Raw genomic sequence first — 14,507 nt, 5'->3', positions numbered from 1 at the left:
CGCCGCAAGTCCCGCTCCGCGGTCCGGCCCAGCCGCCGGCGGCTGTGCGTTCGGACGCATGCGAGGCAGTGCCTCGCAAGCAATGCGCCCTCACCCGTGGAGGCTCCGTCCGTCGCGCCATCCATGGCGCTCAGGGTCCCGTGAACCCACCCACCCCGACCCTCGACAGTGGGCTGGTGGCCTTGGGCGAGCAACAAGCGACGCAACGTCCGTATGTCCTTTGCGTCGCTGCGCGGCTGTAGCAGGGCGGGCTTCGGGCTGAGCGCAAAGGCTTGGGATAAAGCTCGCTGACGCGCTGGTCGCTTCGCTCTCCTGTGCGCACCGAAATGTGTCAGGGGCTGGTGGGGGTGGGTTSRCGGGACCCTGAGCCGCATGGATGCGGCGACGGAGCTTACATGGGTGAGGGCGCATTGCTTGCGAGGCATTGCCTCGCATGCGACCGAACGCCCAGCCGCCAGCGGCTGGGCCGGGCCGCGGAGCGGGACTTGCRGCGTGTCCCGTAACCCCACCCGCACCTGCCCAGCCCGGTGCAGGCGCGGACAGTAGCTCTTGCTCTTGCATCGCAGTGGCTTGAGCAATCCCGCAGTACGACGAAGAACCTTTTTTGTGGATGACGATGCCACTGCACCGGCTGCTTTCGCGGCGGTGCGCCGGCGAGAGGAAGTTGCATGCCGCAGTTTTTCATTGAGCGCCCGGTGTTTGCGTGGGTGCTGGCTATTTTCGTGGTGCTGGCCGGAGCGCTGGCCATTCCGCGCCTGGCGATCGAGCGCTATCCCAGCGTCGCGCCGCCCAGCATCAGCATCTATGCCAGCTATCCCGGCGCGTCGGCGCAGACCATGAACGATGCCGTGGTCGGGCTGATCGAGCGCGAGCTGTCCGGGGTCAAGCACCTGCTGTATTTCTCCTCGTCCACCGACACCTCGGGCGAGGCCTCCATTACCGCTACCTTCCGCCCGGGCACCGATCCGGAGCTGGCCCAGGTGGACGTACAGAACCGCATCAAGGCGATCGAATCGCGGCTGCCGCAGGCGGTGCGCCAGAACGGGCTTGGCGTGGAGGCCGCCGATTCGGGCTTCCTGATGCTGGTCGGGCTGCGCTCCACCGATGGCCGCCTGGACGAAGTGGCTCTGAGCGACTACATGGCGCGCAACATCGTCGAAGAACTGCGGCGCATCGACGGCGTGGGTCGCGTGCAGCTGTTCGGTGCCGAACGCGCCATGCGGATCTGGGTTGACCCCGCCCAGCTGGTGGCCTACCGCCTCACTCTGGGCGACCTGACCACCGCGATCAGCGAACAGAATGCGCAGATCGCCCCCGGCCGGGTCGGCGATTCGCCGGCGCTGCCGGGCCAGCGGGTCACCATTCCCCTCACCGTGGAGGGCCAGCTGAGTACGCCGGAGGCGTTCGCGGCCATCGTGCTGCGCGCCAATCCGGATGGCTCCCGGGTGGTCATCGGTGATGTTGCCCGGGTCGAGATGGGCGCGGAAAACTATGCGTGGTCCACACGCGAAAACGGCGCGCCGGCAACCGCGGCGGCCATCCAGTTGTCGCCCGGCGCCAACGCAGTGAAGGTGGCCGGCGCGGTACGCGCGCGCATGGCCGAACTCGCGCCAACCCTGCCGGTGGGCATGGAGTCCACGGTGCCGTTCGACACCGCGCCATTCGTGGCGATCTCGATCCAGAAAGTGCTGATCACCCTTGTCGAGGCGATGGTGCTGGTGTTTGCGGTGATGTACCTGTTCCTGCAGAACATCCGCTACACACTCATCCCGGCCATCGTGGCGCCGATCGCGCTGCTGGGCACCTTCGCGGTCATGCTGGCGGCGGGCTTTTCGATCAACGTGCTGACCATGTTCGGCATGGTGCTGGCGATTGGCATCATCGTCGACGATGCCATCGTGGTGGTGGAAGGCGTTGAGCGGATCATGGCCGAAGAAGGCCTGCCACCCCGCGAGGCCACCGCCAAGGCGATGAAGGAGCTCACCGGTGCGGTGATTGGCATCACCCTGGTGCTCACCGCCGTGTTCATTCCGATGGCGCTTGCCGACGGTTCGGTGGGCGCGATCTACCGGCAGTTCAGCCTGGCCATGGCGGTATCGATCCTGTTCTCGGCGCTGCTCGCGCTGACCCTTACCCCCGCGCTGTGTGCCACGCTGCTCAAGCCGAGCACGCGCGGCCACCACGGGCGAGGCGGCTTCTTCGGTGCGTTCAATCGCGGCATGGCGCGCATGACCGACGGCTACCAGGGGCAGGTGGTGCGCATCCTGCAGCGCGGTGGGCGCAGCATGGCCGTGTTCGCCGCCCTCGTGGTGGCCTTGGGGATGGGTCTGCACCTGCTGCCCGGCGCGTTCCTGCCCGAAGAGGACCAGGGCTACTTCATGACCTCCATCCAGCTGCCGGCCGATGCCACCGCCGAGCGCACCCTGGAGGTGATGCAACGCTACGAGACGCACATCGCCGCACGCCCGGGCATCGCCTCCAACCAGGCGATCATGGGCTACAGCTTCGCGGGGTCCGGGCCGAACGCGGCGATGGCCTACACCATGCTCAACGAGTGGGACGCGCGCGCCGGTGCCACCGTGGCCGACGAGGTGGAACGCGCGCAGCAGGCCATGGCCGCCGCGCCGGAAGGCCAGGTGATCGTGGTGACGCCGCCGGCCATCGACAGCCTGGGCACCTCGTCCGGGTTCGACCTGCGCCTGCAGGCCCGTAGCGGCCAGGGCCCGGCGCAGCTTCAGGCGGCACAACAGCAGCTGCTGGCGCTGGCCGCCGCAAGCCCGCTGCTGCGCGACGTGCATGCCGAAGGCCTGCCAGCGGGCAGCACCGTGCGGTTGGAGATCGACCGACACAAGGCGCAGGCCATGGGCGTGGGCTTCAGTGCGATCAGTGACACGCTGTCGGCGGCGATGGGCTCGCAGTACGTCAACGATTTCCCCAATGCGGGCCGCCTGCAACAGGTGATCGTGCAGGCAGACGCACCGCACCGCATGCAGGTGGATGACGTGCTCAAGCTGCATGTGCGCAATGCCAATAGCGGCATGGTGGCGTTGGCCGAGCTGGTCACCCCGGTGTGGTCGCAGACGCCCTTGCAGCTGGAACGCTACCAGGGCTTCCCGTCGCTGAGCCTGTCCGGCAATGCGGCAGCGGGCGCGTCCAGCGGCCAGGCCATGGCCGAGATGGAGCGGCTGGCGCGGCAGTTGCCGGCCGGCTTCGCACTGGCCTGGACCGGGCAGTCGCTGCAGGAGCGCGCCTCCGGTGCGCAGGCGCCGTGGCTGATGCTGCTGTCGATGCTGGTGGTGTTCCTGGTGCTGGCCGCGCTGTATGAAAGCTGGTCGATCCCGGCGGCAGTGCTGCTGGTGGTGCCGCTGGGCCTGCTGGGCGCGGTGGCGGCCGTGCTGTTGCGCGGGTTGCCCAACGATGTGTTCTTCAAGGTCGGAATGATCACCGTGATCGGGCTGTCGGCCAAGAACGCGATCCTGATCGTGGAGTTTGCGCGCCAGCTGCAGTTGCAGGGGCATGGCCTGGTTGACGCGGCGATCGAGGCGGCACGGCTGCGGCTGCGCCCGATCCTGATGACGTCGCTGGCGTTCGCGCTGGGCGTGGTGCCGTTGATGCTGGCCACCGGCGCGTCGGCTGAAACCCAGCATGCGATCGGCACCGGGGTATTCGGCGGGATGCTGACCGCCACCGTGCTGGCGGTGTTCTTCGTGCCGCTGTTCTACGTACTGGTGCAGGGCGCACGCCGCTGGCGCTGGCCATGGCGGCAAGGCCGGGAGGAATGAGATGAGTACCACCGTGATTGATACCACCATCGCCACGGCCGAGGCACAGGTGCTGCAGCTGCTGTTGGCGCATGACGTGGACGCACTGCAGGCCTGGCTGTCGCCCTCGTTGTTCTTCAGTGACGGGGCAGGGCAGTGGCTGGGCGCCCATCCCTGCCTCACGGGGTGGTCAACCGGGCAGCTGCGGATCACCGCGCTCGAGCAGGCCGCAGTGGAGTCACTGGTGTGCGGGCAGCTGACCCTGGTATCCAGTGACGTGCGGCTGCGGTATGCCGACGCGGCCGGCGAACACGCGCGCGCGCTGCGCCTGCTGCGGGTGTGGGCCAGTGCATCGAACGCGGCCGGCGTGCACCTGCTGTCGATCGCACTGCTGCCGCCGCGCGCGGTCTGAACCGATGCCGCAGCCCGTGGAGTCAGGGCTGCTTCACCTCCCGCTGCAGCCTGCGGGCTAGGATGGTTGGCTGATCGCAACAACCGCAAGGAGTCCAACATGCGTGCATCCCCATGGCTTTTGAGCCTGGCCATCGCGGCCGGACTGAGCGCCTGCCAGCCCGCGCAGCAGGGCGACGGCGCCGCGTCGGCAGGCGCTGCAAGCGAAGCACCGCCACCGCCGGCCGCCGCGACCACCGATGAGCGCAGCTATGCTTTCCAGTGCGGCGATGTGGCCGTACACGCGACCTATCGCGGCCAGGATTCGGCCACGGTGGTGGTGGGCGAGCGGACCTATGCGATGTCTTCGGAGGTCGCCGCCTCCGGTGCCAAATACGGCGACGGGCAGGGCAACACGTTCTGGACCAAGGGCACCACCGAAGGCGCGCTCAGCCTGAAGGGTGAGGCCGATCGCATCTGCACCGGCTCGGGCGAAGAAGGCGCGGCAGCGCCCGCGCCCGCCGCTGGAAGCACGGCCCATGCGGGCTTCCGCGCGACCGGCAACGAGCCCGGCTGGGTAGCCGAAGTCCCCGCGGGCGCAACGCCAAGCCTGCGCGTGGAAACCGACTACGGGCAGCGCACCTTCGAGATCCCCACCCCGACCCAAGGGAAGGATGGCTGGTCTGGCAAGGCCGCCGATGGCACCGATATCAAGCTGACCTTCCAGCGCACGGTCTGCCAGGACGACATGAGCGGGCAGACGTTCGGGACCACGGCGATGCTGACCGTGGGCGCGCGGCAGTACCACGGCTGTGGGGATTTCGCCGGCGCGCCTGCGCTGGCGGCCAAGCCGTAACCGCTGGGCGGGTCAGCGCACGTCCTGCGGGCGGCAGTGATCCGGCGCGACGTCGGTGAACAGGTCGTAGCGGTTGCCCACGCCGATCAACGCCTCGCGCAGGGCGCAATCCGCATGGTGACGTTCGTACAGATCGGCGAAGATCCGTTCGCGGCCCTGGCAGTAGCGTTTGTCGGCGGCCTCAAGCTCGACGCGACGTTCTTGGTCGTAGGCTTCTTCGCCCGCGAAATGCTGGCAGGTGTTTTCGCGCTCAAGAAACGCGCGGACATCGGCGGGCATCGCGCAGTAGATGCGGATGTCGTCCACATCGCCGATGTCGTTGGATACCTCGCAGCCAGCGTTGGCGCGCGCGCGCTCGAGGTCGTCCAGATCCGGCATGCCGGTGTTGGCGTCGGCCTCGATCAGCGGGTTTTCCGTCGCCGGCGATTGGGAAGGGATTTCCGGTGCGGCGACGGCCTCCTTGCCGACCACGGGCGAGGCGGCATCCACCCCGTCCACAGTGCCGTCCGCTGCTCGCGGCGAACACGCCGCGAGCAGGGACAGGCAAGCCAGCAGGGCGATGCGCTTAGTCGGCACGGCCGGCGAATTCACCGGTGGCGGTGTTGACCAGCACGCGTTCGCCGTTGGCGATGTACTCCGGCACCATGATCTCGATCCCGGTGCTGAGCTTGGCCGGCTTTGGACGCTTGGTGGCGGTGCCCCCCTTCATTTCCGGCGGGGTCTCGACCACTTCCAGCACCACGCTGGTCGGCAGCTGCACGCCCACCGGGGTTTCGTCGATCACCTGCACGTAGATACCCGTCAGGCCGTCGGTGATGTAGCCGGCGTCATCGCCCAGCACGTCGGCATCGACCATGTACGGGGTGTAGTCCTCGTCGTCCAGGAACACGAACGCATCGCCGTCCTTGTAGGAATAGGTGGACTGGCGGCGCAGCAGCTCGACTTCCGGCAGGTTGTCGTCGGCGTCGAAGCTGGCATCGAGCTTGTTGCCGCCCGGCACGCTGTACATGATGAAGCGGAAGCGGACATTGCCGCCGCGGCCCTGCGGCGAGCTGCGTTCGATGTCGCGGATCTGGTAGACGCCGTTGTTGTACTCGACGACGTTGCCTTTCTTGATGTCGTTGGCTTTCATGGACTGAAGGTCGGTTCGTGGGAGGTGGCGGGCACCATGCCGGGTGCCCTGCGGTGTCCGCCGCTACGGCGGACGTGCTTACTTGGGTGCCAGACGCACCGCACCGTCCAGGCGGATGGTCTCGCCGTTGAGGTAGGTGTTGCCGAGGATATGGCCGACCAGGCCGGCGAAGTCGTCCGGCTTGCCCAGGCGCGGCGGGAACGGGATCGACGCGGCCAGCGATTCCTGCACGGCCGGCGGCATGCCATCGACCATCGGAGTCCAGAAGATGCCCGGGGCGATGGTCATCACGCGGATGCCGAAGCGCGACAGTTCGCGTGCCATCGGCAGGGTCATGCTGACCACGCCGCCCTTGGACGCGGCATAGGCGGCCTGGCCGATCTGGCCTTCATAGGCGGCGACGCTGGCGGTGTTGATGATCACCCCGCGCTCGCCGTCGTCGCCGGGCGTGTTGTGCTGCATGCGGTTGGCGGCGGCCTTGGCGACGTTGAAGCTGCCAACCAGGTTGACCATCACCGTGTTCTGGAAGCTGGCCAGTGGCATCGGGGCCTCTTTGCCCAGCACGCGCCCGGCGCCGAGGATGCCGGCGCAGCTGATCGCCGCATTGAGGCCGCCGAGGAAGTCGTGCGCGGCATCGATCTGCGCCGCCACGGCCGCTTCATCGCTGACATTGGTGGTGAAATAGCGGGCGTTGGCCTCGCCCAGTTCGGCCACGGCGGCCGCGCCCTTGTCGTCGTTGAGGTCGAACAGGGCGACTTTGGCGCCGTGGGCCACCAGGTACTGGGCCACGGACAGGCCCAGGCCGGAGACGCCGCCGGTGATGACGGCGCGGACAGAAGACAGCTGCATTGCGTGTTTCCGCTGGTTCAAGAACCGCCGATTCTAGCGGAAGCCGGCGCTGTCGCCGTTGTGCGCTGCGCGCGGCGCTCAGTGGCGCTGCGCCAGGCGCCGTGCGAACTCGTCCGGCGCCAGCCCGGGCGCAAACAGGAAGCCTTGGCCCACGGCCACTCCCAGCCCCTGCAGGAACTGCCGCTGCGGCTCCGATTCGATGCCTTCGGCGACCAGCCCCAGGCCCAGGCTGCGCGCAATGCCGCAGACCGCTTCGCACACCGCCACGTCCGAGCGGTTGCCGGGCACGCCCTCGACGAACAGCTGGCTGAGCTTGAGCCCGTGGATCGGCAGCCGGCGCAGGTAGTTGAGGGCGCTGTAGCCTTCGCCGAAATCGTCGATGGTCAGCAGCACGCCCATCTCGCGCAGGCGCGCGAAGGTCTGCAGGGTGTCCGGGGCATCCTCGATCAGCACCCGTTCGGTGAACTCCAGCTCCAGCGCGGTGCCGGGCAGGCCGAATTCGTCCAGCACCTGGCCCACGTTGCGGGCCAGGTCCTCGCCGACGAACTGGCGGTAGGACACATTGACCGCCACTCGCACGATGCCCAGCCCGGCATCCTGCCACGCCCGCACCTGTCGGCACGCCTCGCGCAGCACCCACAAGCCGATCCGCACGATGTCGCCGGTGCTTTCGGCGTGCCCGATGAAGATGTCCGGGCGCAGCTCGCCCAACTGCGAGTTGCGCCAGCGGATCAACGCTTCGGCGGCCACCAGCTGGCCGTTGTGCAGGTTGACCTGCGGCTGGTAGACCAGGTGGAACTCGTCATCGTCCAGCGCACGGTGCAGGCGGCTTTCGATCTGCAGCCGGTCGTTCTGGCGCTGCGCCAGTTCCGGGGAAAACACCTGCCAGCCGTTGCGGGTGCGGCGCTTGCAGTCGTACATGGCGATGTCTGCGTTCTGGATCAGCTGCTGCGGACGCAGCCCGTCCTGCGGCGCGCGCGCGATGCCGATGCTGGTGGTCACCGCGAACTCGTCGGCCCCGAAGCGGAACGGGGTGCTGAAGCCGCGGGTGATCGCCTCGGCCAGGCGCTCGGGCTGGTCGGCCTGGTCGCGGGTGTCGCAGATCACCAGGAACTCGTCGCCGCCAAAACGCGCCAGCAGGCCTTCGGTACCGATCGCGGTGGCGATGCGGCGGGTGGCATCGATCAGCAGTTCGTCGCCAGCGTTGTGGCCGAGCAGGTCGTTGACGGTCTTGAAGCGGTCCAGGTCGATGTACAGCACCGCCACCTGGCAATGGGTGGGGTTGGCCATGCGCGTGGCCAGGTCGTTGAGCACCGCATCGCGGTTCATGATGCCGGTGAGCGGGTCGGTGCGGGCCTGGATGCGCAGGGTTTCCTCGGCCTGCTTGCGCGCGGTGATGTCCTGCACGGTGCCGGCGATGCGTGCGGCGTTGACGTCACCGGGCTCGGCCTCGCCGATCATGCGCACCCAGAACGAGTGCCCGTCGCCGCGCTGGCCCTGCAGTTCCAACTCGAACGGCACCTGCCGGTCGATCACCTCAAGCAGCGCCTGCTGCAGCTGCGAGCGATCATCCAGGCGCAGGCATTCCAGCAGGTGCGCCATGTCGGTGAGCGGCAGCGACTGGCCGAGGATGCGGCTGGCCTCGTCGGTCAGGTACAGGCGCTGCAGGCCGCGATCCCATTCCCAGCCGCCGATGTGCGCCAGCGACTGGGCGCGGTCGAACAGGGCGTTGTTGCGCTTGAGCTCGGTGATGTCGCTGAACAGCCCGAACACGTGGTCCGGGCAATCGCGGCCGGTGCCGAACACCGGCACGTTGGTGGTGGAGATCCAGATCATGCGCCCGCGCGGGCGGTGGTACAGCCCGACGATGGTGCTGCGGATGGTGCGCCCGGTGCGCAGCGACACCGCGGCCGGCCACTGCTCGCGGGTGAGCGGGTGGCCATGTTCGTCCACGCAGATCCAGTCGTCCGGGGCCAGCATCGCCTGCAGGCTGCCGCCGTTGCCGGCCATGCCGAGGATGCGATGCGCGGCCGGGTTGGCCGAGACCACGCGCAGGTGGGTATCGAACAGGACCACGCCCTTGTCGATGGATTCCATCAGCAACCGGTAGCGCGATTCGGCCTGCCAGCGGCTGCTGAGGTCACGCGCTACCGCCACGATGCAGTGCTCGCCCTGGTGCTCGAAGCCGGCCGAATGCACTTCCACGGGGAAGCGGCTGCCATCGCCGCGCATGTTGGTCACCTCGATGACGTAGGTTTCATCGCGGCGCAGCGCTTCCCAGACCGGGTCGAGGTGGTCGCTGGGCAGGTCCGGGTTCAACAGTTCGATCGGCTGGCCGACGATCTCCTCGCGCGGCCGTCCGTAGGCGCGCACGCCGGCCTTGTTGAGGTCCAGCACCACGCCGGTTTGGCTGAGGATGCTGACCGGGTCGGGTACCGCGTCGAACAGCGCGGCGTAGCGGCGCAGCGCCAGCTGGCGCTCGTCCATGGCCTGGGTAAGGGCCTGCTGCACCTCGCGCAGCAGGGGGCGCAGGCCCTGTTCGTCCGGCGGCTGCGCCAGGGCGCGATCCAGGGCGGCCAGCGCGTGGACGTGGGCGGTGAGATGGTCACCGACCGCGACGTCCCTGCGCGGGCCGCTGCGGCTCATGTGGCCGCCAGCGCCTTGCCGGTCTTGCTGCCGGTCTGCCGGCCCAGCCGTGCGGCGAGCCAGCGGCCGGTGGTGGCCAGCGCCGACAGGTCGATACCCGTGCGCATGCCGATGCCATGCAGCAGGTACACCACGTCTTCGCTGGCGACGTTGCCGCTGGCTCCCTTGGCATAGGGGCAGCCGCCGGCGCCGGATACGGCCGAATCGACCACGCGCACGCCTTCCTCCAGGCAGGCATCGATGTTGGCCAGCGCCTGTCCGTAGGTGTCGTGGAAGTGCACCGCCAGCGCGGCCATCGGCACCTCGGCGGCGACCGCATGCAGCATCGCCCGCGCCTTGCGCGGGGTGCCCACGCCGATGGTGTCGCCCAGCGAAATTTCGTAACAGCCCATGTCATGCAGCGCACGTGCCACGCGGACCACTTCGCTCACCGCGACCTCGCCCTGGTACGGGCAGCCGAGCACGGTGGAGACGTAGCCGCGCACCTTCACCCCGTCGGCTTTGGCGCGCGCCAGGATCGGCGCGAAGCGTGCCAGCGATTCGTCGATGCCGGCGTTGGTGTTGGTGCGGTTGAAGGTTTCCGAGGCGGCGGTGAACACGGCCACTTCCTCCACGCCGACCGCGCGTGCCCGATCGTAGCCCTGTTCGTTGGGGACCAGCACCGGATAGGCGATGCCGGGGCGGCGCTCGATGCCGGCGTAGACCTCGGCGGCATCGGCCAGCTGCGGCACCCAGCGCGGACTGACGAAACTGGTGGCCTCGATGGTGCGCAGGCCGGTCAGCGACAACTGCCGGATCAGTTCGATCTTGTCGGCGGTGGCCACCGGCTGTGCTTCGTTCTGCAGACCATCGCGCGGGCCCACTTCGACGATGCGGACGAAATCATCCATGGCGGGCCTCCCGGCGGACGGGCAGGCGCACAGCAGGCAGCAGAACGGGCAGGAGTCGGATCACAGGAGTACCAGAAGAAGGGAGGCGGCCCACGGTCCCCGGTAGGCCACGAAAGGGGGATACGCGGGATGGGCGACAAAGCGGCCAGCCCGCGGTGGATGACAGGGTCGCCCCAGGGCGGGCGCCGGGCGTTCAGCCGGGGCGTTGGCAGACCGCTTCGATGTTGTTGCCGTCCGGGTCCAGCACGAACGCCCCGTAGTAATCGGGGTGGTAATGCTCGCGGATGCCCGGCGCGCCGTTGTCGCGCCCGCCGGCGGCCAGCGCGGCCTGGTGAAAGGCATCCACCTCGGCCCGGCTGCCTGCGCTGAAGGCCACATGCACCCCGCCATGGGCGCCGGGCGCGTTGCCGATCCAGAAGTCCGGCTTGCCGGTGCGGCCGAAGCCGGCATGGTCGTGGTCGCCGGTCTGGGCGGCGCTGACCTGCATCACCACGGTGATCCCCAGCGGGGCCAGGGCCTGCTGGAAGAAGCTGAGGCTGCGCGGGAAGTCGGCGCAGCGGATACCGATATGGTCGAGCATGATGACGTCCTTCAGTCCTGGGTGACCCAATGCGGGGCGCGCTTGTCCAGGAAGGCGCCCAGGCCCTCCTGCCCCTCGGCCGACACCCGCAGGCGCGCAATCAGCGCGGCATTGTCGCGGTCCAGCGCGTCGCGGTCGCGGCCGATGCCGACCCGGCGCACCAGTTCCTTGGCCGAGGCCGAGGCGATCGGGCCGGCCTTGTCGAGCAGGCCGATCTGGCGCTGCACGGCTTCATCTATGCGTTCAGGTTCGATCAGCTGGTGGACCAGGCCGATCCGCAGCGCGGTGTCCGCATCGAAATGCTCGCCGGTGGCGAACCAGCGGCGCGCCTGGCGCGGGCCGATGGCGTCGATCACATAGGGCGAGATCACCGCCGGCAGCAGGCCCAGCCGGCTTTCGGTCAGGCCGAAGCGGGCGCTGGTGCTGGCGATGGCGATGTCGCAGCAGGCGACCAGGCCGACCCCGCCACCGAAGGCGGCGCCCTGCACGCGGGCGATGGTGGGCTTGGGCAGCTCGTCCAGGGTGCGCATCAGCCGGGCCAGGGCCAGCGAGTCCTGGCGGTTGTCCTCCTCGCTGGCAGCGGCCATGCCTCGCATCCACTGCATGTCCGCGCCCGCCGAAAACGAGGCGCCCTGGCCGGCCAGCACCACCACGCGCACGTGTTCATCGCGCCCGGCCGCCTCCAGTGCGGCGGTCAGCTGGGCGATCAGTGCCGCATCGAAGGCGTTGTGCAGGGTGGGGCGGTTCAGCCAAAGGGTCAGCACCGAGGCGCTGCGTTCTATCCGTAGTGCATCACTCATGGGAACCTGCGATTACTCCATACATGTACGAATCATAGCGGGCCATCGGTCACGGGCAATGACGCGGCGCGGCGATGCTAGAATTGAGAACCATTCTGATTGGCAAGAAGGCGCTCCGTGACGTTGTCCGATCTGCCGCTGCACGATTCCGCCCTGGTGGAGTCGGTGCGGGACCTGCACGCAAACGATGCCATCGCCCGTCGCCTCCGCGAGCTGGGCTTCGTCAAGGGTGAAGACGTGCGTCTTGTCGCCCGCGGCCCGGTGGGTGGCGAGCCGCTGCTGGTACAGGTCGGTTTCACCCGTTTCGCCCTGCGCCGCAGCGAAGCCAGCCGCATCGAGATCACCGCGATCCCGGCCGGAGCGGGCGCATGAGCGCCGCCGCATCCCTGCGCGTCGCCCTGGTCGGCAACCCCAACAGTGGCAAGACCGCGTTGTTCAACCAGCTCACCGGCAGCCGCCAGAAGGTGGCCAATTACACCGGCGTGACCGTGGAGCGCAAGGAAGGCCGCCTGCGTGCACCGTCCGGCCGCGAGTTCGCCGTGCTCGACCTGCCCGGCGCCTACAGCCTGCAGCCGGCCAGCCTGGACGAGGCGATCACCCGCGACCTGTGCCGGGGCTTCTACCCGGGCGAGGCCGCACCGGATGTGCTGCTGTGCGTGATCGATGCGACCAACCTGCGCCTGCACCTGCGCTTCGCGCTGGAACTGCGCGAGTTGGGCAAGCCGATGATCGTGGCGCTGAACATGGTCGATGCGGCGCAGCGGCGTGGCATCAAGATCGACGTGCCCGCGCTGGAACAGGCTCTCGGGGTGCCGGTGGTGGAAACCGTGGCGGTGCGCCGCAACGGCGCCCAGGCGCTGGTCGAGCGGCTCGATGCGATGGTGCCGCACCTGCAGGCACCGGTCGCGGTGCCGGCCGGCGAGGCCGACTACCACGCCCAGGTGCGCGGCATCCTGGCCGCCTCGGTGAGCATGCCCACGCGCACGGCCAGGATCGATGACGCGCTGGACCGCTGGCTGTTGCACCCGGTGTTCGGGCTGCTGACGCTGGTGGTGGTGATGTTCCTGATCTTCCAGGCCGTGTTCGCCTGGGCCACGCCGCTGATGGATGGCATCGAGGCCGGCTTCGGCTGGCTCGGCGAGCACGTCGGCGCGGTGCTGCCGGAAGGCCCGTTGTCCAGTCTGCTCACCGACGGCATCATCGCCGGCGTCGGCGGAGTGGTGGTATTCCTGCCGCAGATCCTGATCCTGTTCGCTTTCATCCTGGCCCTGGAAGAATCCGGGTACCTGCCGCGCGCGGCGTTCCTGCTGGACCGCATGATGGCCTCGGCGGGCCTGTCCGGGCGCTCGTTCATCCCTCTTCTGTCCAGCTTCGCCTGCGCGGTGCCCGGCATCATGGCCACCCGCAGCATCCAGGACCCGCGCGATCGCCTGGCCACCATCCTGGTGGCGCCGCTGATGACCTGTTCGGCGCGCCTGCCGGTGTATGCGCTGCTGATCGGTGCGTTCATTCCGCAGAAGACCCTGTGGGGCTTCGTCAGCCAGCAGGGGCTGGTGCTGTTCGGCCTGTACGTGGCCGGGATTCTCAGCGCGCTGGCGATGTCGTGGGTGATGAAGAAGTGGCGCCGCGACAAGAGCGAGCATCCGCTGATGCTGGAGCTGCCGTCCTACCGCATCCCGCACCCGCGCGACCTGGCGGTGGGCCTGTACGAGCGCGGCATGATCTTCCTCAAGCGCGTGGGCGGCATCATCCTGTCGCTGACCATCCTGCTGTGGGTGCTGCTGAAATTCCCGGCCGCGCCGCCCGGGGCGACCATGCCGGCGATCGACTACAGCTTTGCCGGCCAGCTCGGCCATGCGATGGCGGTGATCTTCGCGCCGCTGGGCTTCAACTGGCAGATCTGCATCGCGCTGATCCCGGGGATGGGTGCGCGCGAAGTGGCGGTGTCCTCGCTGGCCACGATCTACGCACTGTCGGCCGCCGATGACGACGCCGCGATCCAGGCGTTGACCCCGGTGGTCGCCAATGGCTGGTCGCTGGCCACCGGCCTGTCGCTGCTGGTGTGGTTCATCTATGCGCCGATGTGCATTTCCACCCTGGCCACGATCAAACGCGAGACCAACTCCTGGAAGCAGGTCGGCTTTGCCACCTTCTACCTGTTCGCGGCGGCCTACATCGCCGCGCTGGTCACCTACCAGGTGACCGTGGCGCTGGGCGGCGGCTGATGGGCGCCGGCCTGCTACTGCAGTACATCGTGGTCGCGCTGATCGTGCTGTTCAGCGCGTGGGTGGTGCTGAAAAAGCAGTTCCCCGGTGTCGTGCGCACGGTGCGCGGCGCGATCGCGCTGGGACTGGTCAAGCCGCAGCGTGCCGCGTGGCTGCAGACGCTGGGGCGGAAGATCGCCCCGCCCGCTACCGGTAGTGCCGGGGCGTGCGGCGGCTGCGACAGCTGCGGACCGAGCACGCCGAAGCAGCATTGAGCCGGCGCGCCTGTCGCGCCATCACCGGTAGAGCCCCGCCATGCGTGGCTTGCAGATGCCGATGTGCCGAATCCCGGTAGAGCCACGCCATGCGCGGCTGGCAGGTGTCCGCACGCCGGAACGG

13 protein-coding genes are annotated in these 14,507 nt (G+C 68.7%); 6 read left to right on the top strand and 7 right to left on the bottom strand.

From position 1 onward, the window contains the following. Positions 1-668: 668 nt before the first annotated feature. The 3 genes from AC1DR7_RS14415 to AC1DR7_RS14405 all read left to right on the top strand — a co-directional run bounded on the left by AC1DR7_RS14415 (position 669) and on the right by AC1DR7_RS14405 (position 5,007). Positions 669-3,782 carry a multidrug efflux RND transporter permease subunit gene (locus AC1DR7_RS14415; RefSeq protein WP_478051396.1) on the top strand — a complete coding sequence of 1,038 codons (3,114 nt, stop codon included), beginning with the start codon at positions 669-671 and terminating at the stop codon, positions 3,780-3,782. 1 nt (position 3,783) lies between these two features. Further along, entirely contained in the window at positions 3,784-4,173 is a 390-nt protein-coding gene (locus tag AC1DR7_RS14410) for a nuclear transport factor 2 family protein (protein ID WP_457319145.1), read from the top strand. A gap of 99 nt (positions 4,174-4,272) precedes the next feature. Beyond that, positions 4,273-5,007 carry an MliC family protein gene (locus AC1DR7_RS14405; RefSeq protein ID WP_457319144.1) on the top strand — a complete coding sequence of 245 codons (735 nt, stop codon included), beginning with the start codon at positions 4,273-4,275 and terminating at the stop codon, positions 5,005-5,007. A gap of 12 nt (positions 5,008-5,019) precedes the next feature. On the opposite strand, the gene AC1DR7_RS14400 is transcribed toward AC1DR7_RS14405, so the two are convergent. From AC1DR7_RS14400 to AC1DR7_RS14370, 7 genes are all read right to left on the bottom strand, one after another. Further along, a complete protein-coding gene (locus AC1DR7_RS14400; RefSeq protein WP_478052876.1) occupies positions 5,020-5,583 on the bottom strand; it encodes a hypothetical protein in 564 nt (187 codons plus the stop codon). Continuing rightward, positions 5,573-6,139 (bottom strand): elongation factor P-like protein YeiP, encoded by a 567-nt coding sequence (gene yeiP, locus AC1DR7_RS14395; RefSeq protein WP_038688595.1) that lies wholly within the window; start codon positions 6,137-6,139, stop codon positions 5,573-5,575. Before yeiP ends, AC1DR7_RS14400 begins: the two co-directional genes overlap by 11 nt. Positions 6,140-6,217: 78 nt before the next feature. Continuing rightward, positions 6,218-6,988 (bottom strand): SDR family NAD(P)-dependent oxidoreductase, encoded by a 771-nt coding sequence (locus tag AC1DR7_RS14390; RefSeq protein WP_256777192.1) that lies wholly within the window; start codon positions 6,986-6,988, stop codon positions 6,218-6,220. Positions 6,989-7,066: 78 nt separating this feature from the next. After that, positions 7,067-9,634, bottom strand: a complete 2,568-nt coding sequence (locus AC1DR7_RS14385; RefSeq protein ID WP_457319825.1) for a sensor domain-containing protein — start codon at positions 9,632-9,634, stop codon at positions 7,067-7,069. After that, on the bottom strand, positions 9,631-10,524 hold the full coding sequence (locus AC1DR7_RS14380) for a hydroxymethylglutaryl-CoA lyase (protein ID WP_457319827.1): 894 nt from the start codon (positions 10,522-10,524) through the stop codon (positions 9,631-9,633). The genes AC1DR7_RS14385 and AC1DR7_RS14380 overlap by 4 nt, the downstream gene beginning before the upstream one ends. Before the next feature lie 193 nt (positions 10,525-10,717). After that, on the bottom strand, positions 10,718-11,104 hold the full coding sequence (locus AC1DR7_RS14375; RefSeq protein ID WP_256777189.1) for a VOC family protein: 387 nt from the start codon (positions 11,102-11,104) through the stop codon (positions 10,718-10,720). Positions 11,105-11,115: 11 nt separating this feature from the next. Next, a complete protein-coding gene (locus AC1DR7_RS14370) occupies positions 11,116-11,904 on the bottom strand; it encodes an enoyl-CoA hydratase-related protein (RefSeq protein WP_478052873.1) in 789 nt (262 codons plus the stop codon). A gap of 117 nt (positions 11,905-12,021) precedes the next feature. Here AC1DR7_RS14370 and AC1DR7_RS14365 point away from each other — a divergent pair, with 117 nt between their 5' ends. Genes AC1DR7_RS14365 through AC1DR7_RS14355 form a run of 3 tightly spaced genes read left to right on the top strand, consistent with a single transcriptional unit; the run spans position 12,022 to position 14,383 of the window. After that, positions 12,022-12,276: a FeoA domain-containing protein gene (locus AC1DR7_RS14365; RefSeq protein ID WP_256777187.1), complete on the top strand. Its 255-nt coding sequence runs from the start codon at positions 12,022-12,024 to the stop codon at positions 12,274-12,276. Continuing rightward, entirely contained in the window at positions 12,273-14,129 is a 1,857-nt protein-coding gene (gene feoB, locus AC1DR7_RS14360; RefSeq protein WP_256777185.1) for a ferrous iron transport protein B, read from the top strand. The genes AC1DR7_RS14365 and feoB overlap by 4 nt, the downstream gene beginning before the upstream one ends. Next, positions 14,129-14,383: a DUF6587 family protein gene (locus AC1DR7_RS14355; RefSeq protein WP_256777184.1), complete on the top strand. Its 255-nt coding sequence runs from the start codon at positions 14,129-14,131 to the stop codon at positions 14,381-14,383. Before feoB ends, AC1DR7_RS14355 begins: the two co-directional genes overlap by 1 nt. The last annotated feature ends 124 nt before the right edge of the window (positions 14,384-14,507 follow it).

The organism is Stenotrophomonas sp. P5_A9, from assembly GCF_056400525.1.
The sequence above is the reverse complement of the archived record's forward strand: the minus strand, read 5'-3'. Positions and strand labels throughout refer to the sequence as shown.

Bases quoted from the DNA above. Each gene is read 5' to 3' on its own strand.
- feoB (WP_256777185.1), top strand. From the start codon at position 12,273: ATGAGCGCCGCCGCATCCCTGCGCGTCGCCCTGGTCGGCAACCCCAAC.
- AC1DR7_RS14370 (WP_478052873.1), bottom strand. From the start codon at position 11,904: ATGAGTGATGCACTACGGATAGAACGCAGCGCCTCGGTGCTGACCCTT.
- AC1DR7_RS14390 (WP_256777192.1), bottom strand. From the start codon at position 6,988: ATGCAGCTGTCTTCTGTCCGCGCCGTCATCACCGGCGGCGTCTCCGGC.
- AC1DR7_RS14380 (WP_457319827.1), bottom strand. From the start codon at position 10,524: ATGGATGATTTCGTCCGCATCGTCGAAGTGGGCCCGCGCGATGGTCTG.
- AC1DR7_RS14375 (WP_256777189.1), bottom strand. From the start codon at position 11,104: ATGCTCGACCATATCGGTATCCGCTGCGCCGACTTCCCGCGCAGCCTC.
- AC1DR7_RS14355 (WP_256777184.1), top strand. From the start codon at position 14,129: ATGGGCGCCGGCCTGCTACTGCAGTACATCGTGGTCGCGCTGATCGTG.
- AC1DR7_RS14410 (WP_457319145.1), top strand. From the start codon at position 3,784: ATGAGTACCACCGTGATTGATACCACCATCGCCACGGCCGAGGCACAG.
- yeiP (WP_038688595.1), bottom strand. From the start codon at position 6,139: ATGAAAGCCAACGACATCAAGAAAGGCAACGTCGTCGAGTACAACAAC.
- AC1DR7_RS14415 (WP_478051396.1), top strand. From the start codon at position 669: ATGCCGCAGTTTTTCATTGAGCGCCCGGTGTTTGCGTGGGTGCTGGCT.
- AC1DR7_RS14405 (WP_457319144.1), top strand. From the start codon at position 4,273: ATGCGTGCATCCCCATGGCTTTTGAGCCTGGCCATCGCGGCCGGACTG.
- AC1DR7_RS14385 (WP_457319825.1), bottom strand. From the start codon at position 9,634: ATGAGCCGCAGCGGCCCGCGCAGGGACGTCGCGGTCGGTGACCATCTC.